General features: G+C 63.7%; 19 protein-coding genes and 1 pseudogene. 14 read left to right on the top strand and 6 right to left on the bottom strand.

Translation table 11 applies throughout. The features are described 5' to 3' along the window. The 6 genes from A7X12_RS19330 to A7X12_RS19305 all read left to right on the top strand — a co-directional run. Window positions 1-1,287: YadA family autotransporter adhesin (locus tag A7X12_RS19330; RefSeq protein ID WP_198162099.1), on the top strand; the 1,287-nt coding region annotated here is incomplete at its 5' end. A 118-nt stretch (window positions 1,288-1,405) separates the two neighbouring features. Next, window positions 1,406-2,521: a DUF2827 family protein gene (locus tag A7X12_RS19325; protein ID WP_064313101.1), complete on the top strand. Its 1,116-nt coding sequence runs from the start codon at window positions 1,406-1,408 to the stop codon at window positions 2,519-2,521. 2 nt (window positions 2,522-2,523) lie between these two features. Beyond that, entirely contained in the window at window positions 2,524-3,681 is a 1,158-nt protein-coding gene (locus A7X12_RS19320) for a DUF2827 domain-containing protein (RefSeq protein ID WP_064313100.1), read from the top strand. A 38-nt stretch (window positions 3,682-3,719) separates the two neighbouring features. Beyond that, window positions 3,720-4,232: a hypothetical protein gene (locus A7X12_RS25680; protein ID WP_232318597.1), complete on the top strand. Its 513-nt coding sequence runs from the start codon at window positions 3,720-3,722 to the stop codon at window positions 4,230-4,232. Window positions 4,233-4,234: 2 nt separating this feature from the next. After that, on the top strand, window positions 4,235-5,380 hold the full coding sequence (locus tag A7X12_RS19310; protein WP_198162100.1) for a DUF2827 domain-containing protein: 1,146 nt from the start codon (window positions 4,235-4,237) through the stop codon (window positions 5,378-5,380). 79 nt (window positions 5,381-5,459) lie between these two features. Beyond that, entirely contained in the window at window positions 5,460-6,815 is a 1,356-nt protein-coding gene (locus tag A7X12_RS19305; RefSeq protein WP_198162097.1) for a TetR family transcriptional regulator, read from the top strand. On the opposite strand, the gene A7X12_RS19300 is transcribed toward A7X12_RS19305, so the two are convergent. The 4 genes and pseudogenes from A7X12_RS19300 to A7X12_RS19285 form a co-directional block, all read right to left on the bottom strand. After that, window positions 6,756-8,006, bottom strand: a complete 1,251-nt coding sequence (locus tag A7X12_RS19300) for an MFS transporter (RefSeq protein WP_064313096.1) — start codon at window positions 8,004-8,006, stop codon at window positions 6,756-6,758. The two genes, A7X12_RS19305 and A7X12_RS19300, sit on opposite strands and share 60 nt — an antisense overlap. Before the next feature lie 90 nt (window positions 8,007-8,096). Next, window positions 8,097-9,305 (bottom strand): Ca2+-dependent phosphoinositide-specific phospholipase C, encoded by a 1,209-nt coding sequence (locus A7X12_RS19295; protein ID WP_198162095.1) that lies wholly within the window; start codon window positions 9,303-9,305, stop codon window positions 8,097-8,099. A gap of 17 nt (window positions 9,306-9,322) precedes the next feature. Beyond that, window positions 9,323-11,476 carry a TonB-dependent receptor gene (locus A7X12_RS19290; protein WP_232318596.1) on the bottom strand — a complete coding sequence of 718 codons (2,154 nt, stop codon included), beginning with the start codon at window positions 11,474-11,476 and terminating at the stop codon, window positions 9,323-9,325. 701 nt (window positions 11,477-12,177) lie between these two features. After that, window positions 12,178-13,348 (bottom strand): annotated as a pseudogene (locus A7X12_RS19285) (tyrosine-type recombinase/integrase). Window positions 13,349-13,966: 618 nt separating this feature from the next. Between A7X12_RS19285 and A7X12_RS19280 the strand changes: the two are divergent. From A7X12_RS19280 to A7X12_RS19260, 5 genes are all read left to right on the top strand, one after another. Next, window positions 13,967-15,445 (top strand): DUF4153 domain-containing protein, encoded by a 1,479-nt coding sequence (locus A7X12_RS19280; protein WP_064313094.1) that lies wholly within the window; start codon window positions 13,967-13,969, stop codon window positions 15,443-15,445. 32 nt (window positions 15,446-15,477) lie between these two features. Beyond that, window positions 15,478-16,179 carry a response regulator transcription factor gene (locus A7X12_RS19275; RefSeq protein WP_232318595.1) on the top strand — a complete coding sequence of 234 codons (702 nt, stop codon included), beginning with the start codon at window positions 15,478-15,480 and terminating at the stop codon, window positions 16,177-16,179. Continuing rightward, window positions 16,176-17,741 carry a sensor histidine kinase gene (locus A7X12_RS19270; RefSeq protein WP_064313092.1) on the top strand — a complete coding sequence of 522 codons (1,566 nt, stop codon included), beginning with the start codon at window positions 16,176-16,178 and terminating at the stop codon, window positions 17,739-17,741. The genes A7X12_RS19275 and A7X12_RS19270 overlap by 4 nt, the downstream gene beginning before the upstream one ends. 190 nt (window positions 17,742-17,931) lie before the next feature. Then, window positions 17,932-18,423, top strand: a complete 492-nt coding sequence (locus A7X12_RS19265; protein ID WP_157105655.1) for a hypothetical protein — start codon at window positions 17,932-17,934, stop codon at window positions 18,421-18,423. An 88-nt stretch (window positions 18,424-18,511) separates the two neighbouring features. Further along, on the top strand, window positions 18,512-18,730 hold the full coding sequence (locus tag A7X12_RS19260) for a hypothetical protein (protein WP_064313090.1): 219 nt from the start codon (window positions 18,512-18,514) through the stop codon (window positions 18,728-18,730). A 396-nt stretch (window positions 18,731-19,126) separates the two neighbouring features. Here A7X12_RS19260 and A7X12_RS19255 read toward each other — a convergent pair whose 3' ends face one another. Next, complete coding sequence (locus A7X12_RS19255) at window positions 19,127-20,431, bottom strand: hypothetical protein (protein ID WP_064313089.1); 1,305 nt, start codon at window positions 20,429-20,431, stop codon at window positions 19,127-19,129. A gap of 740 nt (window positions 20,432-21,171) precedes the next feature. Here A7X12_RS19255 and A7X12_RS19250 point away from each other — a divergent pair. The 3 genes from A7X12_RS19250 to A7X12_RS19240 all read left to right on the top strand — a co-directional run bounded on the left by A7X12_RS19250 (window position 21,172) and on the right by A7X12_RS19240 (window position 23,281). Continuing rightward, a complete protein-coding gene (locus A7X12_RS19250) occupies window positions 21,172-22,080 on the top strand; it encodes an ArdC family protein (RefSeq protein ID WP_064313088.1) in 909 nt (302 codons plus the stop codon). Continuing rightward, a complete protein-coding gene (locus A7X12_RS19245) occupies window positions 22,077-22,289 on the top strand; it encodes a sigma factor-like helix-turn-helix DNA-binding protein (RefSeq protein WP_064313087.1) in 213 nt (70 codons plus the stop codon). The genes A7X12_RS19250 and A7X12_RS19245 overlap by 4 nt, the downstream gene beginning before the upstream one ends. Window positions 22,290-22,357: 68 nt before the next feature. Further along, on the top strand, window positions 22,358-23,281 hold the full coding sequence (locus tag A7X12_RS19240; RefSeq protein WP_064313086.1) for a HEPN domain-containing protein: 924 nt from the start codon (window positions 22,358-22,360) through the stop codon (window positions 23,279-23,281). 1 nt (window position 23,282) lies between these two features. On the opposite strand, the gene A7X12_RS19235 is transcribed toward A7X12_RS19240, so the two are convergent. Continuing rightward, window positions 23,283-23,645 (bottom strand): hypothetical protein, encoded by a 363-nt coding sequence (locus tag A7X12_RS19235; protein ID WP_064313085.1) that lies wholly within the window; start codon window positions 23,643-23,645, stop codon window positions 23,283-23,285. Window positions 23,646-23,755: the final 110 nt, after the last annotated feature.

Genomic DNA, 23,755 nt, shown 5'->3' with positions numbered 1-23,755 from the left:
GGCGTGACCTCGCTGTCGACTGGGCTGAGCACGACGAATAGCACGGTCGCGGACCTCTCGACGGGCGTCGCGAGCAACGTCGCGTCGTTGTCGACGGGCGTGTCCACGGCGAACAGTGGCGTAACCTCGCTGTCGACTGGGCTGAGCACGACGAATAGCACGGTCGCGGATCTGTCGACGGGTGTCGCGAGCAACGTCGCGTCGCTGTCGACGGGCGTGTCCGCGGCGACCAGCGGGGTGACCTCGCTGTCGACTGGGCTGAGCACGACGAACAACAACCTGGTGTCGCTGTCGACAACGACGGCGCAGGGATTGAGTACGGTTCAGTCGTCGATCATGGCGTCGATGAGCTCTGCGATATCGCCGCTCCTGCCGGTGGCGGGTTCGGGTACGCAGGTCGTTGGAACGTTCGCAGGCGGCGCGAAAGTGGACAACACGTTCCAGACTCGCGGCCCGGCTGGTGACGCGGTCAAAACCGTGAACGCCCTCGACTGCCGGAAGGTCGACGGTATCGACACGACGGCAACGGGTCTCTGCAGCGTTGCCGCAGGGGACGGAGCGAGCGCCTATGGTTCCAACGCGCAGGCGACGTCGGCGAACGCAACCGCGATTGGCTTCCGCGCCGTGGCCAGCGGCGTCGGTGCAACGGCGGCGGGCTATAATAACAAGGCCATTGGCAGCCAATCGATTGCCATCGGCTATGCCAACGTCGTCACGGGCGCGAGCTCGGGTGCGATCGGTGACCCGAACATTGTCAGCGGCAATAGCAGTTATGCGATCGGCAACAACAACAACGTCGCATCGAATGGCGTCTTCGTCCTCGGCAACAACGTCAATGTCGGCGCGGGGAATGATGGAGCCGTCGTCCTTGGCGATCGCAGCACCGCCAGCGGCCCGAACACCGTCTCGGTGGGTTCGGCCGACCAGACACGTCGGATCACAAATGTCGCGGATGGTATCGCCATGTCGGATGCTGCGACGGTTGGACAGTTGCAGCAGTCGACCTCGTACCTGAGCAACCAGATCGCGGGCGTTCAGAACCAAGTCTTCGACCTTGCCCGGCAGACCTCGTTCGGTATCGCAGGGGCAACGGCTGTCGCAATGATCCCGGACATCGATCCCGACCAGCGTGTCTCCATCGGCATGAGCGTTGCCGGGTACAACGGCTACAAGGCCGTCGCGCTGGGCCTGACCGGGCGCATCGGCGACAACGTCAAAGTGAAAGCGGGTGCATCTATCTCTGGAGGCAAGTCGGTGTACGGCGCCGGCGTAGCCTTCGGCTGGTAATTGTACCGCTGCTCCGGGATTCCTTGTCCCCCAAATAGTCCCGGAGCGGGGAGGTGCGGATGCATGCCCGCTCGCACCTCCCCATTTTTTGCCCGCAGCCAAGAGACATGAGCACTGCATGCGCATCGGAATCTCCATTTTTACCGCCGCCGGCCAGAACATCTGGAACAACGGCATCGGTCAGAATGTGTACCATCTCGCCACTTTGTGCCGGCAGTTGCCGTTCGTGGAGGCGGTCTATCTCATCAACTGCGGTGATCAGAACGAGCCGCCGGCCGGCGCTGGCGATGTGGGCAGCAAGTTCCCGCTCCTTTCGCTAGCCGAGGCCACGGATCTGGTTGACGTCGTGATCGAGCTGTCGGGCGCGATCAACCTCGAATGGGCCGATCGGTTTCGCGCAAGGGGGGGGCGTATCGCGTTCAACAATTGTGGCCAGCCCTATGCTGCGCTGGTCGACCACACGACATTTTCAAGCGTGGGCTGTTTTCTGAAGCCGGACCGCTGCGACGAGGTCTGGCTGCTGGAGAAGGATGCGGCGTTCCTGCCGATGATGCGCAGCATGCATCGCTGCCCGGTGACCATCGTCCCGTATCTCTGGGCGCCCAATTTCCTGCAGGAAAGCTTCCAGGGCGACGGCGAGAAGTTCGGCTACAAGAAGGGGACGCTGTCTTCCCAGCCGGCAAACGCCGCAATCTTCGAGCCCAATCTTTCGCCGATAAAGATGGGGATACTTCCCTTTCTCATCGCGGAAGCGGCCGATCGACGTGCGCCAGGAACTATCGGTCGCGTCGATTTCATGAACGTCGCCCAAATGGTGGGCCATCCGACCTTCAGCGGACTGATGGACAACAGCGGTCTTCACAAGGCAGGCAAGGTGTTCATCCACGCTAGGGATTATTTTTCACACGTCATGGGGCGGGGGGGCACCATCGTGATCAGTCATCAATTGGATTGTACGCAGAATTATCTGTACCTGGATACAATTTCAGGCGGGTATCCGCTCGTGCACAATTCTCCACTGTTTGCTGGCGTCGGATATTACTATCCGGAATCCGACATTGCGGCGGGTGCGGAGCAGGTTTTGCGGGCCTGTCGCGAGCATGACCGGGAACTCGACGCCTACAACGCCGCTGCGGCGGCCAAGATCTTCAGCCTGAGCCCGTTCAACCGACGGAATCAGGATGCCTATGCGCGGCGGCTGCTGAGCCTCGTCGCACGCAGGGAGGGCCGCTGAGCATGTCCAGCACGAGCAAGCGAGCCGCCGAGCGGGGGCTGAAGGTGGGGGTGACCCTGTTCATTCGCGACGGCGAGCAGAGCCTGTGGGAGAATGGCATTTTCCAGAACTGCTATTTCCTGGTCATGCTGCTCAACCAGTCGCCGGCGGTGGAGCGCTGCTTCATCGTCAACGGAGGCTCGGGTGACCCGGCAAAAGCAGGGGACTTCCTGCAACTGGCGCCGGCGCCGGTGATCGGCCTCGACGAGGCCATGAACGAGCTCGACGTCGTCATCGAACTGAGCGCGCAGCTAAACCCGCAATGGGCGCAGCAATTTTCGGAGCGGGGCGGCAGCATCGTCGGGATGCGCGTGGCGAACGATTTCATCATCGACATGGAGCGGATGGTCTTCAAGTTGCCGCCGGGTCTGGTCGTTACGCCGGTACCCTATGACGAGATCTGGACGCTGCCGGCGTTCGCGGACACGTGCGGCGCCTATTACGAAACCATCGCCCGTGCACCCGTGCGCGTGATGCAGCATTTGTGGAATCCAACGATTCTCGAACGCGGGCGCAAGAACGCCGGCCTGGCGGGCGCGTTCGAGTATCAGCCCGGTCGCCGCCGCTGGCGGCTTGCCGTGCTCGAACCCAATATTTGCACGGTCAAGACCTGCCATTTGCCGCTGCTGCTGTGCGACGTCGCCTATCGGCAGGATCCGAACGCGATCGAGCTGCTTCTCGTGTACAACGCCATGAATATCAAGGAACATCCGGACTTCGTGACCTATGCCAGGTCGATGGATCTGGTGGCGCAGGGGCTTGCGACCTTCGAACCGCGATTTCCCATCTTCAACGTGATCGGGCATTCCGCCGACGCGATCGTCTCGCATCATTGGCACAATGCGCAGAACTATCTCTATTATGAAGCGCTCTATGGCGGATTCCCGCTGATCCACAATTCGCATCTGCTCGACGGTTGCGGCTACCGCTATGGCAGTTTCGATCCCGAAGACGGCGCGCTGGCGTTGCGGCAGGCCATTGCCGAGCATGACGGCAACCTGGAGGCGTATCGCCGACGGGCCCAGGCATTGCTGGCGAATTTGGATCCGGTCGCCGAAGCCAATGTCGCGGTCTACGGCGCGGTGCTGCAGTCGATCGTCGACCGAAAGCGCGCGGCGTGAGCGGGCGGGGGATCTGGCTGGGCAGGCTGGCCGTCGCGGTGCCCCTTTCGCTGATCGGGTTTCTCGCGGGACACGTAGCTGCTGCCGTACAGCGCCAGTCGCCGCCAGCAAAGGAACCGTTGGTGGTTGCAGCGGCAAGAACCGTGGGCGTGAAGCGTTGCCTGCCGACGATCAGCGCCATTGCGCAACGCGCGACCGCGGGCGCCACGATGCAGGACATCATCGTCGACTGGGACCGCAAGGTCCCCGACGAAGCGCCGTTCTTTTCGCTGACCGGGCTGGGGAACGGCACCATGCGCGCCGTCCTGACGATCGCCGCCATTCCTGCGCCTGCAGGTTGCGCGGTACTTGTTGAGCGCATCTCGTTCGCGGCGCGCGATTGTGCGTCCGTCGCGGCATCGGATCTCGCCGGATTTCCGTCCGGCCAGCTGATCGCGGGAATCATGGTGTACCAGAATCCGAAGCAGGCGGGCGAAACCTATAGCCTCATCAGCAACAATAACGGCTGCCTCATCCTCCGTCGGCAAGCTTCGCTCAATTGGGGGCAATGATGATGGCGCGTCGTCCTCTTCGCATCGGCATCACCATCGGCTTGCGTGCGCCGCAGGAGACGCTCTGGAGCAACGGCATCAAGCAGAATGCGTTGTTCCTGGCGAAGCTGCTGCGCAACTCGACCCTGGCGCACCATGTCGTGCTGCTCAACACGACGGATGTGCCGATCACCCCGGCGCTTCCCTGGGACCTGACGGCATTTCCCACTGCGCCGATCGAGCAAGGCTGCGATGGGCTGGATGTGCTGATCGAGCTCGGCGGCCAGATTTCGCCCGACCAGACCGCGCGGATCAAGAAGCAAAAGACGAAGCTCGTAAGTTATTGTTGTGGGCCGGAGTATGTCCAGAACATCGAAGCGATGATTTTCGGGCGACCGTTGTGGGACTCGATTTTCATCAATCGGGAATATGACGAGCTTTGGACCATACCCCAGGTCACGGCCACGACCGCGCCGTTCCTGCAGACGTTCCGGCGCTGCCCCGTGCGCGAAGTGCCGTTCGTCTGGGATCCCATGGCGATCGAAGGCGTCGCCGCGGCGCTTCCAGATGCCGGCGAATATCGCCCACGCGGGGCGCCCCGCAGGCTCACCGTCATCGAACCGAACATCGATGTCCTGAAATTCTGCCTCTACCCGATCCTTGCGGCGGAACAGGCGTTCCGTGCCGCGCCCGATCAGTTCGAGAAGCTCTACGTCGCCAACAGTGCCAACATGGTGCATGCCGACCGCGAGTTTGCGGGCCTGATGCGGCACCTGGACATCGTGCAGGCAGGCAAGGTGCTGTTCCTAGATCGGGTGCGGACGCCCGACTTTCTCAGCAGCCACACCGACATTGTCGTCTCCCACCAATGGGGGCTGCCGCTGAACTATTTCTACCTCGAATGCTGCTGGCAGGGGTATCCGCTCATCCACAACGCCCCCCTTATCCGTGATCTCGGCTATTATTATCCGGAAAATGCCGTGGACGAGGCCGCCCGGCGGATCCTCAACGTCTGCACGCAGCATGATCAGGAATGGGAACGCTACCGCCATCGACAGCGCCGCCGAATACAACGTTTCCTCGCGACCAATCGAGCCTTGGCCGATCGGTATGATGACCTGTTGTTCGGGCTGCTGGGCAAGTCCAGCGCTGCTGGCCGGAGGCGGTAGGGAATGCCTTGCACCGCCGCGAAGGGCGCAACGCGCACGCCAGACGGGGAGAGGTAGTCACTGGATTTTACCCAACTACATGCGACTGGAGGCATCTTCTGCGACCTTCCGGCGCCGTCAAACGCCGGGCAACCGGGAAAGAGGTGTAACATGTTGGAATTTGCGGTTCGATTTGCGGCAGGCCAAATGGGGGAGACGGATTGCCTTTCGGCCGGTCGAGCGGCATTGCATGCCTGAAATGCCCGATTCCCCTGTTCGGCAACTTATCAACGCAGCACGGGTCCGGATCGCCGAGGAAGGCATGCGCGGCCTCAGCCTCCGCTCGATCGCCCAGAATGCCGGCATGTCGCTTGGCTCATTGAGTTATCGCATCGGCGACAAGGCCGGTCTCATTGCACAGTTGCTGGAGGCGGAGCATGCCGATCAGGAACGTCTGCTCGCGGATTGGCGCCATCGACTTCACGGCCTGAATCTGGCGGTGCCATCGGTGCTCGCGTCGGTAATCACCGCCTGGTTTGAAGACATGACGAAGTTGCACCGCGTGTCGGCCATGACCGGGTGCGAGTTGCTGCTCGAGGCGGGCGCAAATTCGGATAGCTATTCAGGCATCACGCGGATTCTCGATGTGCAGGATGCGTTCTGGGTCGAGATGCTGACAGCGCATCTTCCGGCCGACGAGGCGCAGCTTTTCGGTTGTGCGATCGCGAATTACATCCGGGACGAGCTACCGTTCGCGCTCGCGGCGGGTGCCGATGCCGATTACCACCTGCTTCGAGCGAGCACGATCCAGTGTCTGGCGTCGCGTTTGTCTAGCACCGGCAGAGGCCTGCCGGATCATTTCGCGCAGTTGGTTGCGGCTGCGGGGGGCGACAGTGCCGAGGTGCCGTTGCGGGTCGATCTCGCCCCCGGCTCGAAGCGCGCGGAGGTTGCGGCGGAAATTGCGTCGCTGATCGCTGAGCAGGGGGTCGCCGCCGTTTCGCACCGCGCAGTGGCGGCGCGCGCCGGCGTATCGAATTCCAGCGTCGCGCACTATTTCCGCACCCGCACGGATTTGCTGGACGCCGGCTTCGGCGCGCTCGTCCTGCAGATGCGCGACGAACTTGCTACGTGCGATGCCGCAACGCAGTTTCAATCCTGGGCGGCGCTGATGCGGGCCAGTCATGCCATTGCGCTTGCAGCGGCACGCGATCCGCAGCTGGCGCCCTTCGCCCTGGACATGCGCCGGCGGCGATCCGAAAACGGTCGCGAAACGCTCCGCACCGCCTTGATCTGCGGTCGTCCCATCGACGATGCCTCGATCCAGGCGGCCGCGCTGGTTCTCGTCGGCAATTTCATGGCGATGCAGGCGCGCGGCGGGTTCGATCGCCCGGGGTGGCTAAGTATCGCGGATCTGGCAAAGATGCGGCATCAATCTGGCGTCGGTAGGCCGGTGTGAACTCGGCTGGCGCCCGATCATCACGCCAGCCGTGCAGCAGGCGACGAGGACGAGAATGCCGAGCATCAGGAACGCCTGAGGATCCGCGTGGATGCTTGCCTTGCTGAACGATAGCCAGCTGCCGACCATGGCTCCGGAGAGTCCCAGCGCGATCTTCGTCGCCATGGTAAAGACGCTGAAGGCAGCCGTAAAACGGGCCGCGCCTTGCTGGCGATCCTGCTGAATCGTTTCGGTCAGCACCGCCCAGCTGAGGAACGCCACGCCGCCGGTGCCCAGGCCGAACCAGGCAAGCAGCAGTGTCACCGCGTCTCCCATCGTCTGCGCCCAGGGAAGCAGGAGCGCGGTGGCGCCGCTGACGGCATAGGCCCAGCCCAGGGCCGTCCGGTTTCCGCTGCGGCGTGCAAGCGGGGCCCATAGCCAAACCGCTCCCAGCCGTGCGACCGTCGCGATCAAAAGCGCCAGGGGACCGACCGCGCCGTCGACGACGTCGATGTGCAGCAGCGCCTTGCCGGTTGCAGCGATCCCGGCGAGGCCCAGCAACGTCGCTGCGGAAAAGCGCAGCACGCCCGGAGCGCGAAAGACGCAGTGCTCCGCTTGGGAGGGCTCGACGTACAGCGCGTCGCCCCGCAACAGCAAGGGAAGCGGGAGCATCAACACCAATGCGGCAAGGGCGACCCCGCCCAGAAGCAACGCTGCGCGATGCGGATCGTTGTCCGCGCCGAACTGGATCAGTGCGACAATGCCGCTGATCGCCAGCGTTGCGGTGGCCGAACCGATGGCGCGGACGCGTGCGGCCATCAGGTCTGCGCCATGGGCGGAAATGCGGCGGGTCAGTCCATTATGCGGCACGTCGGCGAGGCTGTAGGCGAGCCGAAACAGGAGCAGGAGCGCCCCTGCCGCCAGCAGGCTGTTCGGTGCCACCAACGGGAGGCCCGCAAAGCTTGCCGACGCCACGAGAATGGCCAGCATGGAAAGCCACGGCATTGCCCGGCGCAACCAGGCGAAGCGCACGATCCCGCGGCCGATCACACCGTCGCAGAGCGCATTGGCGAGGGCGCTGGCGAGGAACAGGCCGCCGGCCAATCCGGGAGGGACGCTTAGGAAGCGTATGACGATGTAAAGGGCGAGGATTTCCTCGCCCGCCCAGAGCAGGCTGATGCCGAGATGCACCGAGGCAAAGGCTGCCAGCATGGGCTTATGTTTCGAATCCGCAATCGTGGGGGAACGCATTCGAACATTGCTTTCTGATGTAGATGAAGGCGCGCGGCGGTAGCGGGCAGATCAGTTCCCGAGCGGCGCCACGCGCGCGACCGCCTTGCCGGGCAGCCGCACGACATAGGGCGTTCCATACGCGTTGCCCGCCTTCTCGAAGTCGGTCGAAACCACCTGCGCGCCGCTTTCGAACGCAGCAGTAGCGCGCCTGATGTCGTTGACCTTGGCTTCGTAGGTTTCGATATCGGCGCGCGTTCGCACCATATAGCCCTTCGCGACCGCGCTTCGGATCGCGGCGCCGCGCGCTAGCGCGTTGTCCTCTAGCAGGAATGCGGCATGCGGCTGGCCCGGCTTCGCATCAAGAAATGCCAGACGCCCCTTCAGGCCTTCGTGGCCCCGCAGGTACGCCGACGTACCATCTGGGCCGGTCGCGGTGATCAACTGGAATACGAACTTGCCGCGCGCCTGGCCCAAGGTCGGCCAATGTCCGGCGAGCACCGCTTCTTCGAGGGTCGCATGGGAACCACGCACATCATCGGGGGTGACCAGACGGTCGCGGCCGATCGTCGCATTGATCGTCTTGTCGATCTCGTCATAGGTGTCGGCGGTGAAGGGCGGCAGGCGGGACGCACCGGGCAGCGGCGGCGGCGCCTGGACCTTCGCTTCCACCAACACGAAGATCGGCACGTGGCGCGGATGCGCGTCCGACCAGGCCTTCAGCTCGGCAAGGCATTGGCGGAACGTCGGACAGGAACTGCGAACGTCAATGTCTGCCATGTGCAACACCTTCAAGCCCGGTGCCGCGAGCGCCGCCTGGTCGAACGGCAGCAGATCGGTGGCACCCTGGCTGCGCAGGAGGCGATAGGCGGCCGGGTCGGCATAGGCGCCGCCGTCGGGATCGGCCTGCACGTCGAGCTCGACGGCGCGCACGCCCAGGTCTAGCTGGTGGGTGAGGCTGGGATGCCGATAGTTGAGCGCTTCAGAGAAGCGCACGACGTTCGGGTGGGCGATCATCAAGGCCTGCCGCTGCGCGGCCGGCAGCGCGGCGAGCAGTGCCGACATTGGCGGCAGGCGCGTATCGAGGAGCTCCAGAATTCTGGGATCGACGCCGATCGCATAGCTGTTGTGAGTGCCGAGCACCTGGATGCGGTTGAGCCGCGTCGATTCCGGGATCTCGCGCGCTTCCTGGGTGCGGTCGCGGGGAGCGGCGCCGGTGCCTGCGATGGGTGCTGCGAGCAGCGCGATACTGGCAAGCGCGACCAGGGAGCGCCGGAGCAAGGGGAGGGGCCGTCGCATCAGAAGCGGAAGTTCACGAAGCCGCCCAGCGTGCGGCGGGCATTGGGAGAGCTGTAATGAAGCAAGCCGAGCGCGCCGTAGATCTGCCAGCCGGTCGAGAAATAGGTGTCGAACAGGTTGCGTGCGAAGATGCCGAGCTCGACGCCCGACCGCGCGTGCAGGATGCTCAGCCGCGTATTGGCGAGGCCGAACGCAGGAACGTAGGAATAGCCGGGCTGGCCGACGACGGTCCAGGTGCCGCTGCGATAGGCGTAATCCGCACGGGCGCGCAGGCGCAGCCCGTCCGCCACCGGATGCTCATAGTCCACCGCTGCCGTAGCAGAGACGTCCGGTGCATTGGGCAGCCGCGTGTTGGTGTAGTTGGTCGTCGCGTTGTACACATAGTCGCTGAAATAGGCGTCGGTGTAGGTCGCCGAAGCGCTGATCGAGAGTGATGGCACCGGGCGCGCTGCGATGCTGGCCTCGACGCCCTGGCTACGCAGGCCGCCCGCATTGCCGATCGCCGTCACGAGCAAGGATCCGCCCGCACCGTCTGGAATCCGTGTGAGGATCGTTGCCTGGAAGTTGGTGAAATCGGATCGGAACAGGTCGGCGTTGAACCGCAGCCGCCGTCCGAACCATTCGGATTTGATGCCGACTTCCCATGCCTTCACCGTCTCGGAGGCATAGGGATCATACTGGTTGCCGACGAAGGCGATGCCCGCCGGCTTGTAGCCGGTCGAGTAGGTGCCATAGACCATCAGTGCAGGGGCGATCTGAACGATCGGCGAGATCCGGAAGGAAACGTCGTCGCCGCGCACGCGGCCGAACGAAAGCACCGGCCGCGCGCTGGTGGCGATGAACCGCGGCGAGAAGCCGAGCATCGCGATCGGGTCCGTCGTCGTATAGTCCAGCCGCTGCGCGTTGTCGTCATGACTGTAGCGCGCGCCGAGTTCGAGCCGGAACCAGCGCGTCGGGGCGATGGTGAGCTGGCCGAAGGCGGCCGCGGTTTCGTTGACGGCGTGGAAAAGCGAGGTGTTGCCGGGCGCACCGATGGCACCGGAAACCGCAAAGAGCGTATTGATCGGCCTGCCGTTGGTGAAGACGGGAGTGCCCAGCGTCGCCCATTGCAGCTGCGACTGCGTTGCCTCCAGCCGGTTGTAGAATCCGCCCACCAGATAGCGAACCAGTCCGGCTTGCGGGGACGCGAGGTGCACTTCCTGGCTGACCTTTTCGGTTTGCAGGCGACCGACATTGTACGGGACGTAGGCGAAGCGCTCGATCGGCGTCAGGTTGGCTGGTGTGTCGTTGTCGTAGCGCGTCTGGCGATAGGCGGTGATAGCGGTCAGGTCGTGACCGCCGATGACGGCATGAGCCCGCACCGACGCACCCCATTCCTCCGAAGCGAGTTGTCCGTAGATGCCGTCGGCGGTGTCGGCGTTCCTGGGGCCGGGCGTGACGCCAAGTCCCCCGAGGATCGCCGCCGCCGGTGCCGGCTGACCGGATACGGGGGTGCGGACGTCGCTGTCCCAGTGATGGGCATAATCGCCGGAAACCAGCAGGTCGAAACGATCGTTGGGTTGGAGCAGCAGGCGAGCGCGTCCACCATATTCGTGTGTCGCGCCGACAGGCTTTCGGAGAGTCGCGTTCCTGCCGAAACCATCCTGCCCCTGATCAAAACCGGTGATGCGCAGCGCTCCCTGCTGTCCCAGCGGAAGGTTGACCGTTGCGTTCAGGATCCTTTCGTTGTGCGCGCCGTAGCTCGCACTGGCGCGCACCGACGTCAGCGCCAGTTGCGGACGATTGGTGGTCACCGCAATAACCCCCGAAGTGGAGTTCTTGCCGAACAGGGTTCCCTGTGGACCCATCAGCACATCGGCGCGCGCCACATCCGCCAAGCCGATCAGGCCGGTCGCGCGCTGGCCGTCCATCACGACATCGTCGACCACGATGTTGACCGACTTGGCGTTGGAAAAGTCGAAGGAGGTAGTGCCGACGCCACGGATCTGGAAGGCCGCACCCTGCGTCGGATCATATTGCACTCCGGGCGCCAGATATTGCAGATCAGTCAGCGACGTGTAGCCCGCCTTGTTGATCGCTTCCCCGGAAACCGTTTGAATCGCCATTGCCACCCGCTGGCCGTCTTCGCGACGACGCTCGGCGGTGACCACCACCTCCGGTAACGCATCTTGAACGGCATGATCCGGAGAGGGCGCGACTGTTGACGTGTCATCGGTTCTCGCCAGCGCGCAAGGGACCGGGCAGACAAGCGTGGCTAGAAACGTGGTGTAAACCAAACGAAACGAACGTACCGAATCAGTATGCCGAGTGTACAAATTCTGCCCCCGAAATTTTCGTGGTTCGTTCCCGATATAACATATTGGCTTTGCCGTTCTAGATCATGTGTACGGCATGCTCACATGGGCGCGGCCCGCGGCATGGTAGCGGGCTGCCGCGAGCATGGGGGGCTGGCTGGCCGGGCTGTGAGCGCGTGGGGTGGCCCTATACCGCAGGCCCTACTGGCAATGAGGGCAAAAGGAGGATGGAGCCTGCACCCCAGGGGTATGGAATGCGGCAAGGCCGATCCAATCAGCGCCCGGCTCCCCGGTGAGCGGGCGACCGGATCCGCCTATGAGTTCCTCCTGCTTGAGCAGATGTGACGAAGATAAAAGGTTGAGAACCGACCCAGAAAAGTGGCGCGAATCGGGTCTAAAAAGTACCAATATGGTTCATCTAGCGACAGTTCGTGTCGAGGTTTCGGACCGAAATTTTTGGTGGGCCACGAGTGGGTTACGGCACTTTGGGGGGGCACGAAAAATGGCGGTTTTCTGGGGCTGTTTGAGGTGGATGTGAGTTCGGCCAGGTCTGCCAGTAGCTAAGCGGCCATCGCATCCTGAAAATGCAGGAAAGTCGTCCCGCTGCCTAGGCTATCCAGCAGGTCCGACCACCACTGTGCCATCGCCACGCGCTCCTTCCAGTGCCTGCCGCGATGGTAAGCCGCGCGCACCCTGTCGCTGTCGCCGTGCGCCAACGCGCGTTCGATGGCGTCGTAGGACCATTTGCCGGATTCGTTCAGCAAGGCGCTCGCCATCGCCCGGAAGCCGTGTGCCGTCACCTCGTCGCTGGAGTATCCCAGACGGCGAAGTGCAGCGTTGAGCATGTTGTCCGACATCGGCCGCGTGGGACCGCATCAACGGGAAGACATAGTCATTGGGCTCGGTGATCGAGCGGATCTCAAGCAGGATGGCGATCGACTGAGTCGAGAGTGGGACATGATGTGGCTTGCGCATCTTCATCTTCTCGGCCGGGATGGTCCACACGGCGGCGTCCAAGTTGATCTCCTTCCACCGGGAATGGCGCAGTTCCCCAGGGCGGACGAACACGTGGGGCGTTAGCTGCAGTGCCCATTTGGTCATTCCTTGGCCTTCGTAGCTGTCAATGGCACGCAGCAGCCTCCCGACATCCTTCGCTTCGGTGACGGCGCCATAATGCGTGACGGTCGGCGTCAATAAGGCGCCACGCAGGTCCCGTGTCGGATCGGACTTCAATCGGGCAGTGGCGATCGTGTAGCGGAACACGGCGCTCGCCAACTGGAGGGTGCGCCGTGCGGTCTCCAGCTTGCCGCGCTTCTCGATCTTCCGGATCGCGGCGAGCGCATCGATTGGCTCGATCTCATGGATCGGCATCTTGCCGATCGAGTTGTCGAGCAGGCTGAGGAGATATTCGCTGCGTGACGCGGTTGCAGGAGCCCATGCCCGGTCACCATCACGCCGTCTCTTCGAGCAGTATTCGTTGGCGACTCGGGTGAAGGTAATGTCCGCAAACGCTTCCCTCCGGAGTTTCTCGCGATGTCGCTCCACGCGCAGGCCAACCTCAGGGTAGGAGCCGAAACTGAGCTTTTTTTCGACGCCGTGGCGCTTGTACTTCATCCGCCAAAGACGGGAGCCGGACGGCGACACGACGAGAAACAGGCCTAGCTCGTCGTACAGCTTGTAGGCCTTGTCGCGAGTCTTGGCCTTTCGAATTGCAATATCGCTCAGAGCCATGGTTCGGGCCTTCCGCAGCGAAGCCCGACCGGGTGGGGCCTCATGCCAAGTTTTAGGTCCGCAATCCTGGGAAAAGGGCCCCACTTGGCCTTGCGCTTCAGTGGAGCTGAACGAGAGATCACGAACCCGACGGCCAAAAAATACCGCAGATTTCTGCGGTTTACAAAGCCGTATGGGATTTCCTGGGATCGAGAAATGGTGCCGGTTGCAGGAATCGAATTTCGCCGAAAAACGACGAATAATTCAAGCATCTAAGCTGATACCGTCAGTTCCGGTACCGTGCGAAGTACCGTCACCGGGAAAGTCTTGCCGGGTTCGATTCCAAACTAGCCGACGATTTCAGGTTCGCGTTGGCCCAATCGCGCTCCAAGAGATGGCAAATCTGCCCGCAGCGATGCAAATTCAAGCAATAAGGAGAAATATTTTACTGCGCCCGGGCAGTGATATGCGGCCAACAATCTAACCGCTTTGCGCTAAACGGTCTCAGCCGCAACGGTAGCGAAGGCAGCAATCTGCACCGGTCCTGCACAGGCACTCCCATGAATTTCCTCAGCGTCAGCGCAAGCGATGGATTAGCGTCGCATATCCACGCTGCTCCTGAGCAAGAGGGAGCAACACGTGCGCTTCAGTTTCGTCCGCAAGGCCGGTGCCGCCTTGGCCCTGATCATCCTGTTCGACAGGCTTTTCGTCGACAGCTTCGGCGGGGCAGGAGTCGGTGTGTTCGCCGGCGCCTGGCTGCTCGCTATCATCGCCACGCGACCGGACATCGGCAGGGCGCGATCCGCGTGGCCTGGGCTCGCGCTGGCGGCGCTTTTTGCGATGTCGCTATTCGACGAGCCGGGGGTGCTGGCCTGGTCGATGTTCTGGTGTGCGATCGCCTTCGCTGCTCTGGCGCCCAGGGCCGGACGTTTCGACGATGCTTGGCATTGGGTTGTTCGCCTGTTCCTCCATGGCGCTACCGGCTTTCTGCGGACCTTCACGGACCTGCATCGCATTGCCAAGCAGCGACGTGGTGTAGGCGCTTCTCCGCGTCTGCTCGCGACTACGCTGGCCCTGCCGCTGCTCGGCGGCATCGTCTTCCTGATCCTCTTCGCCGCGGCGAACCCGCTGATCGAGCATGCCTTCGCCTCCATCCAGCTGCCCAGCCTGTGGCAGCTCGCGCTGTGGAACTTCGTTGCCTGCTGCGTCTGGCCGATGCTGCGTCCCGGCACACTCGCGCTGCGCGCCGCACGACGCGTGCCGGATCTGGAGCCGATCCTTCCCGGCACGTCGCTGCCGTCGGTGCTGATCGCCCTCGCGCTCTTCAACCTGATCTTCGCAGTGCAGAATGCCCTCGACATCGCCTTTCTGTGGGGTGGGGGCGCGTTGCCCGATGGCATGACGCGGACGGACTATGTGCATCGCGGCGCCTATCCGCTGATCGTCACGGCCCTGATTGCCGGCGCGATGGCGCTCGCCATGCTGCGGCCGGGCAGTGCGAGCGAGCGCAATCCCTGGGCGCGACGGCTGGTAGCCCTGTGGGTCGCGCAGAACCTGGTGCTCGTCGCCTCCAGCGCGCTGCGGACGGTGCAGTATATCCAGGAGTCGATGCTCACCTCCTGGCGGATCGCGGCGCTGCTGTGGATGGCGCTGGTCGCGCTCGGCCTGGTGCTGATCTGCTGGCGCATCCTGCGCGGGCGCAGTGCGCGCTGGCTGATTAACTGCAACGCGCTGGCTGCCGGTATCGTGCTGACCGTCTGCTGTTTCGTCGACATCGAAGCGATCGCGGCCCGCTGGAACGTGCAGGCCGCCGACCCGGCGAAGATCGACCTCTGCTACCTGCATCGCAGTGGGGACAGTGCCCTGCTGCCCCTGATCGCACTGGAACGCCGGCCGATGGACGCCGAGAAGTTGGACCGCGTGCGCTATGTGCGCACCGAGCTCCTCCGGGATCTCGAGATGCGGCAGGCGGATGGGCGGTACTGGACATGGCATGGCTCGCGCCGCCTGGCAGCGGCTCGGGCGATCGTCGGACCGGGGGCGCCGCGTCCGCTGCCTGCCAATTACAGCCGGGACTGGTGCGACGGCAGCATCAGTTCCCCGCAAGTCCAATCTTGACGGGGGAGGCGCGCGCCATGATCCAGTGCCCCATGCCCCGTACGATCCTGGTCGCGGATGATGATCCGCACATCCGCCAGCTGCTGGTGTTCGCGCTGGCCAAGGCCGGGCTCGATGCGATCGAGGCGGAGGATGGCGAGGCTGCGCTGGCCGCCGTCGCGTCCCATGCGCCGGACCTGATCGTGCTCGACATCAACATGCCGCGCATGGACGGGATCGAGGTCTGCCGGCAGCTGCGCGCCGGTGGCGACCTGCCGATCCTGTTCCTGTCGAGCCGGGACGACGAGATCGATCGCGTCCTCGGGATCGAGCTCGGCGCCGATGACTATGTCGTGAAGCCTTTCTCGCCGCGAGAAGTGGTGGCGCGCGTGATGGCGATCTTGCGGCGGGTGGGCAGCCGCCCGCCGGACGTTGCCGCAGCGGCGGGCCCGCTCCAGCATGGACGCCTGACGCTCGATCCCGATGGCTGGCAGGCGAGCTGGGCGGGGGAGGCGGTACCGCTCACCGTCACCGAGTTCGGCATCCTGCGCACGCTGGCGGCGATGCCGTCCAAGGTGTTCAGCCGGGATGCGATCATCGACCGGCTGCACGGGCCGGGTTTCGCCATCACCGATCGCACGATCGACAGCCACATCCGCAACCTGCGGGGCAAGTTCGCGCGGATCGGTGCGGAGGACGTGATCGAGACCCGAGCCGGTATCGGCTATCGGCTCGGCACCTGCGGGGCGGGATGATTGCGCGGTTCAAGGCGGTCGTGCGGCGCCATTGGCCGCGCCTGCGGCTTCGCACGATCCTGCTGCTGACTTTCGTGTTCGTGGCGGCCTTGCCCGGCTTCGGCGCGCTGTTCCTGCGGGTCTATGAGAACAGCCTGCTGCGCCAGACCGAGGCCGCGCTGATCGCGCAGAGCGCGGCGCTGGCAGCGGCGGGTGCTGCCGAGTGGCCGGGTGTGCACGGGATGCCGGCGAGCATGGGCACGATGCCCAGTGCGTCCACGCTTGATCTGCGCCTGACGTCGGTCCTTCCCGAGCGCCCCGCGCCCATCGCTGGCAGGGGCGCGGCCGATCCGGAGACGCGTGCTTGGGCAATGCGCTTGGCCCCTGTCATCCGTGCGACGGCAAACACGACGCTTGCGTCGATCCAGTTACTAGATCCGCAAGGGCGCATCCTTGCAGGCGGCGAGGTGCGCCTGGCCTATGCCGCGATGCCGGAACTGCACGCGGCGCTGGCCGGTCGCGCGGTGACGACCCTGCGCCGCAATAGCGCCTACCGGCCGCATTACGTGCTCGAGTGGCTGAGCCGCGCCTCCGACCTGCGCCTCCACCATGCGCGGCCCATCGTCGTCGATGGCCGGGTGGTCGGCGTGCTGCTGCTGGCACGCTCGCCGCGCGCACTGTTCGTCGGCATCTATGAGGATCGCGGCAAGATCCTTCTCGGCATTGTCGTGATCTTTGCGACTCTGGTGGTGCTGAGCGGCCTGTTGTCGCGCGGCATCGTGCGGCCGGTGGAAGCACTAGGGGAGGCGACCCGGGCGGTCGCCAAGGGGGGCGGAGCCGTGCCGGAAGCGCCCACCACCGCCGCGATCGAGATTCAGGCGCTCTACCGCGACTTCGGCAGCATGGCCGAGGCGATCGAGCGACGTTCGCGCTATCTGCGCGACTTCGCCCATGCTGTCAGTCACGAATTCAAGACGCCGCTGGCGGGCATTCGAGGTGCCGTCGAACTGCTGCAGGACCATAGCGACATGGCTGTCGCGGATCGCGAGCGCTTCCTCGCCAACATCGCCGACGATGCGGCCCGGCTGAATCTGCTCGTCAGTCGGCTGCTCGATTTGGCGCGTGCAGACATGGCGACGGCAGAGGAGGGAGCGCGGACCGATGTACTCCATGTGATGCGCTGCATCGCTGACGCCTACGGGCATGAGGGCGCTGGGCTCGCTGTGCACGTTTCGGAGAGCCCTGTGCCGCTGGTCGCGATGCCCTCTAACGTGCTGGAAGCGGTGCTGGTGGGGCTGATCGAAAACAGCAAGGAGGCAGGCGCCACGCAGGTGACGCTCGCAGCCCGATCAGAGCTCGCAGGTGTCACGGTGATCGTAACGGACGATGGTCCAGGGGTGCCCTTGGGGGACCGCCACCGCATCTTCGAGCCGTTCTTCACCACACGCCGCTCGGATGGTGGTGCTGGGCTTGGCCTGCCGATCCTGCGCTCGTTGCTCGACACCAACCGGGGGGAGATCGATTTGTATTCGTCGTCCGCAGAGGGCGCCTCTTTTATGATTTCGCTCCCGGTTGGATTGTGAGGGCTTCGACCTGCTAGCGACTGACATTGGGACAAAGCCGTCATTCCGCGCCAGCTTCCATAATATCAGCTCCAGCCAGAAGCCGACATTGAGTCGTTCGTCAGAACCGGACCGTTTAGCAAACACCGCCAGCTTGTTGATTGAGCGAGCTACTCCGTCGCGATACAATCACGGTGAAATGAGGGGGGCGATGGCAAGCAAGTGGAAGACTATGCGGCCCGAAACTGCACGGTCGCTCGCAATTATGGTCACTGCAGCCGGCACAGCTTGGTCGTTGCGGACCTATGACCCAGGGGCATGGAAGCCGTTAGGCGCGATTCTGGCCTATTGGTGGGCGATCATCCCCGCGTGGATCGTCTACGTTGTGATAGAAATCCAACTGATGCGGTGGCTTGGCGCAACGACCGAGGAGGGGAAGCCCGAGGTCTATGTCGACCCAGTAGAGCGACGGCTAGACAACATCGAAGCAGCGATCAACCGGCTCCATCGGTATGCACAGGGGCTTGACCCGGAATTGAAGGAGGAATTCGAGCTGGAGCGCGAATTCATGAGCGGTACGGGTGGCATGTTCGCGGGAATGAACCATTTTCAATACGTGCGGGATCGAGAGAACGCCGGTAAGCGGACCATCCGGGGCCACAACATTTGGCGTGACGAAACGCCCATAGATGAGGAAGGCTGATAGAATAGGGCGCTACACGAACCGACGCCGTTATAGTTGGGAACGAGGATATCGGAAAACCGGATGGGAGAAGCCGCGCAGCGAGCCCGTGCAGACGCCAGCGGTAACGGTCTTCCTCGGCCTGTTCCTTGGCTTTTTGGCGACGCGCTTCAGTTTTACGTTTTGGGTCGGGGTTCTGCTCCTGTCGCTGGCTGCGCTCATCATCCTGCTCTACCTTTTCGTTTTCGTCGGAGGATTGTTCATCAAGAAGCCAATTCGGTTCTTGATGAGTGACAAAAAGCCTGAGGACCGGGGGTCCAGGCTTTGAAAGAGGGAAGATGGCTGCCCGTAGCTACTCCGTGCCCTAGCAACCCAGAGGGTATATACACCCCTCCGGTCCCCTCGCTCATTCATGTCAGCTCGCGCCCGCAGCGGGGCTTCGTCGGGGGCACTGCACGAAAGTGACATGACGTACGCCAGAGGCAAACGAAGGCGGAACGTCATCTGCAGGTGAAGAAATGTCGGCGTTGCGTCGCATATGCCGTGGGGAACGCCCAAAGTTGGGCGCTTTGCCGATCGTCCGCTTCGATCAACACCATATGCGGCTTCCGTCAGTACCGGACGTTCATTGGAGCGGAATTGAACGACCGGCTCTGGTCGGCTGCCGCCACCCTGGGGTCGGTTCAGCCGAACTGGGAGCAAGGGAACTTCCGCCAGACGGCCGTCAAAGATTTCTCCGCGTTCGCTGCTGCACGATGTCGGCGGAGTCGGCATATAGCGGCTTGTAGATCTCGGCAGGCGCCTTCCATTCTCGAAGGAGATCGAGGGGATCCTGACGACCGATCAGGTTTCGGGCAAGGCTGACCCGCTCCAACACGTTCGTTTGGGCTTTGCTTGGGAGTGTCGCTGCGCGTTGCTCGGCTTGGGAGAAGAACTGCTCGATGTCCATGACCCTTGACCATCGCTGGATAGCGCTTTGCAGGGCTGCCAAACTTTCCTCGTATGATTTGGCGATGTTGCGTTCGTCCTCGCGGCGGCGGCATTTCTCCTGTTCCTCCAACCATGCGCGGTGTCGAAGCTCGGCCCGGCGCGCGGCTTCCTCCGCCATTTCCAAAAGCTGTCGCTTTTGCGCCAGAACGGCTTTGACGATGGTTTCGGGCGAGAGCGGTGCTGTCTGATCCTCCGATTCCTGCCAGCTTTGCGACCAGTCGACGCCGGAGTCTGCAGCATAGGCGACGATACGGAGCCGACCCGACGGCACATCCTCGAATGTTGTCCAGCCGGAGCCGTGGGACCGCTCCAGGCGTGCAGCAAGCTCGGGGCTGTCTCGGACGAAGCCATTGTTCGTATAGCGCATATTTACGTGCTCGGTCATCTCGAGAACGATGAGACCGATGCTCACCCCTTCTGTCTGAACGAGAGTGGGTCGATCGGGCCGCCATGGCTGCGGATACGGGTCGTACTGCCGTCCCTTTATCGGTGCCTCTCTGGGGTCGACCTGCAGGCGGCGGGCGGCAGAATTGAGCCCGCTGAGTACCACGTGGTGACCAGCTTCCTCGAAGTTATTGTACAGGGCATTTGCTAGCAGCAGACCACGATCGAGTGCTTCGGAGGTGGTACGTAGGTCGGGCATGGCGCGTTTGTACGGTCGGAGGAAGCCATCATCCCTGGTCGGGCGGCTATTCAGGAATTGCGCCTTCGTGCCGCGCAGGAGCGTGTGCATGGCCGGAGGCGTCTTGTTGCCGGTTATCGCTTTTTTCCGAGGTGCGCGGGCGGCGGGGTTCGGCTTGGGGAGGGGCGTGCCGTTGCCGGTCCATGTGGTGGGCTGTCCTTCCACCGCTGCGGGTAGCGGCGGGACAGGATCGACTTTGCCGAGCTCGAGGCGTGCCCAGTGGCCCTGCGCCGGCCTTGGTACGCCCATTGCGGTGCAGATCTGTACCAGCTTCCCGTAGGAGATGCCGAGCTGTGTCGATACCTTGGTCATCGGCATCGCCCAGATAAGGCGGTAGAGTTCCTCACGCGTGACCATGTGCCGCTCCGTTGCGATCCAACCTGCCGTTTCGCCAGTGCTGTGGTGGTCCTAGCGCCTTGGCCAGACGGATCTGAATGGGCCTGAGGCTATTCGTGTTCAGCCGCGCCTTTTGATCGACAGGCGGCTTGGTGGACCATGCTGGGCGTCTCACGCCAGCGGCATGATTGCGCTCGCACGCCGTTGCGCGGCGCCGAGTCGCGCTGGCCGTCTCGGCCCTTTCGGGTTTTGATCGCGGACGCGAGCGTCGATCCTGTGGATCGGCGGCCGGCAGGTGCCAGCAGCGGAACGCGGGTGCGGGGCGCGCGCTGGCGCACGCCTGCGGCGACACCAGGGCGCGCGTGCTTTTCGTGCCCGCGTGGCACACTTGCCCGGGCGGGAGGCACGGGCGGCGGCTGGCGCACGTGCCGGCGCGCGCACGCCGCCCGCGCGGCCCACCCGGTTGCAAGGGTGCGGTTCTTGTCCGGGCGCCGGTGGCGCCCGGCAGCGCGGTCGCGCTGACAGGATGGTCGCCGCGCTAAGGCGCGGCGGCGTTGGTGCGCCGGCACGCGGACAGGGCAGGGGGAGCGTCGCTCGCCTCTAGTCCTGCCGCGGCATGCCGCAAGCCGGGCGGTGCCCGGCTCCTCCACGGTGTTTCGGCCCTCCGGGTGCAGCCTGCCTCTGCAGGACTGCCGGTTCGCTCCTGCCGCTCCCCCCGCCCTTCCGGCGCCGGTTGCGGTGTTTTGAAAAGGAGCAGGACCATGGGTGTTGGACACGAGAACCGGGCGAGCCTCTATGCCGAGGTGACGGGACGGGTGATTGCCGAGCTGGAACAGGGACGGCTGCCCTGGGTGCAGCCTTGGGATGCTGCGGCGTGCGGGTGTGCGATGCCGGCAAATGCGGTGACCGGGCGGCGCTACTCTGGGATCAATGTGCTGATCCTCTGGGCGGCCGTGATCGAGGGGAAGTATGGCTCGCAGCGTTGGCTTACCTTTCGACAAGCCCAGGCGGCGGGCGGCAGCGTACGGCGCGGGGAGCGGGGGACGACGATTTGTTATGCGGATCGCTTCACGCCGAAGGACGAGGCTGAGCGGGCGCGCGACGAGGATCGAGAGGCGCGGCAGCTGGCGTTTCTTAAGCGGTTCACCGTGTTCAACGTCGACCAATGCGAGGGACTGCCCGAGCGGCTGACGGTGGTGGAGCACGCCGAACCGGTGGCCGAGGCGGACCGCATTCCCGCCGCGCATGCACTGATGGAAGCATGTGGGGCAGATATCCGGGTCGGGGGCGGTGAGGCCTATTACAGCCCGGGCGGCGACTATGTCGCGGTGCCGCCGCAGCTCGTTTTCTACAACCGGATCAATTGGTATCGGACCTTGCTGCATGAGCTTGGGCACTGGACCGGGCATCGTTCGCGGCTGGATCGTGACCAGTCGGGGGCGTTCGGCAGCGCTTCCTATGCGCGCGAGGAGCTGGTTGCCGAGATGGCCAGCGCGTTCACCTGCGCATCGCTGGCGATCCGGCCGACAGTGCGGCATGCCGATTATATTGGCAGCTGGTTGGCCGTGCTGCGGCAAGACGAAAAGGCGATCTTTCGGGCGGCGAGCGCGGCCAGCAAGGCGGCCGATTACCTGCTCGGGTTCGTCTCGGACGAGGAGGTGGGGCAATGATGCGCTGGCTTCGTCTGCGGCGGATGCGCCGCGCATTTCGTGCCCTGCCCGAACGGGATCGGGCGATCTTCGGATCGGTGCGGTTTGATGATTGCAACCACGTCGAGGCGGCCGAACGGCATGGCTGCACGGTACGGGAGGTTGAGCAGGCCATTGCCCGTGTGATCCTTGCCCTGGATCGCGCCGAACGCGGCAAATGGCCGAGATAAACGCGGCACCTCGCCCGCTACCTGAGGGCGAGGTGTACGCCGCGGCATCAGCGCGTTAGGATCGGTCCATGAGGACCAGCCTCGATCATTTGCCGCCAGCCAAGCAGCGCGAGCTGGAGCGTGTCATCCAAATCCTGTTTCAGGAATTCGGCGACGCGACCGCCGTTGCGACCTCGGACTGGAAGAAGCAAGGGCGCATCCTCAAGGTCATTCTGTACGGCAGCTACGCGCGTGGCGGATGGGTTGATGAGCCTTATACCGCCAAGGGCTATCAGTCAGACTTTGACCTTCTGGTTATCGTCAACAACGACAAGCTCACCGATCGCGCCCAGTTTTGGACGACCGCCGACGACCGGCTCAACCGCGAACTGGCGATCACCAAGACGCTCCGCACGCCCGTCAATTTCATCGTCCACACCCTGCAGGAAGTGAATGACGGTCTGGCGCATGGGCGCTATTTCTTCATGGACGTCGCCCGCGATGGCATCGCGCTATATCAGAGCGACGACACCGAACTCCACCAGCCCAAGCCCAAGACGCCCAAGCAGGCCCTGGCTATGGCACGTGAGTATTTCGTCGAATGGTTTCCCAGTGCTGCCAGTAAGTTGGACCTCGCTGGCGATGCGCGTCGGAAGGGATATCTGAAAGACGCGGCCTTCCTGACCCATCAGGCCACGGAAAGCCTTTACCATTGCGTGCTGCTGGTCTGCACCTTCTATACGCCCCACGTGCACAATCTGACTTTCCTGCGCACGCAGGCGGAGCGCATCGACCCGCGCTTGGTCGACGCATGGCCGCGTGATCAGCGCGGCGACCGCGCCCGGTTCGAGAAGTTGAAAGAGGCCTATGTGAAGGCGCGCTACTCGAAACATTACCGTATCAGCGAGGAGGAACTGGCGTGGCTGGGTGAGCGCGTCGAAACGCTTGGCCAAGCCGTGCAGGTGATCTGCGAAGAGCGGATCGCAGCACTGGAACGCAGCGCCGCCGCCTGACCTAGGCGGCGACTTTCCCAGCGTTCGCGATCGACAATTCGCGCTGCAACTGCGGCGCTTCGCTGCGTTCGGCGCAGCGCAAGTCGCGGGCGATCGCGACGCTGATCCACTCGATTTTCCACGCCAGATCTAGCACGTCGCCGCGCTCCGCGCGGCTGATTGTAGCGATGCCGGCGCCCTCGACGGCGACCGAAAATCGGCACTCGTCGACCCAATTATCGAAGCGTCCCTGCACCAGCGTGCCTTCCGAAATCGCGATGGCAAAGCCCTCGTCGAGCGCCCGCGCGGACAGGCAAATCTCGTCCTCTACGTCGCCGGAAAGCTTCAGCCGGCCATTCTCCAGGGGTTCGATCCTGATCGACATATCGGGCCTATTCCTAGCGACTCGAAAAGGCCGCAGTAGTAGAACATAGAGAGAACATATGAAAGACTGGCGAGGATCGGCGGGGGGAGTATCCGTCCGGCGGATGCACG

This window comes from Sphingomonas sp. TDK1 (assembly GCF_001650735.1).
Lineage (GTDB): Bacteria > Pseudomonadota > Alphaproteobacteria > Sphingomonadales > Sphingomonadaceae > Sphingomonas.
Note: the sequence above shows the minus strand (reverse complement) of the source record. Positions and strands in the feature narration are given on the sequence as shown.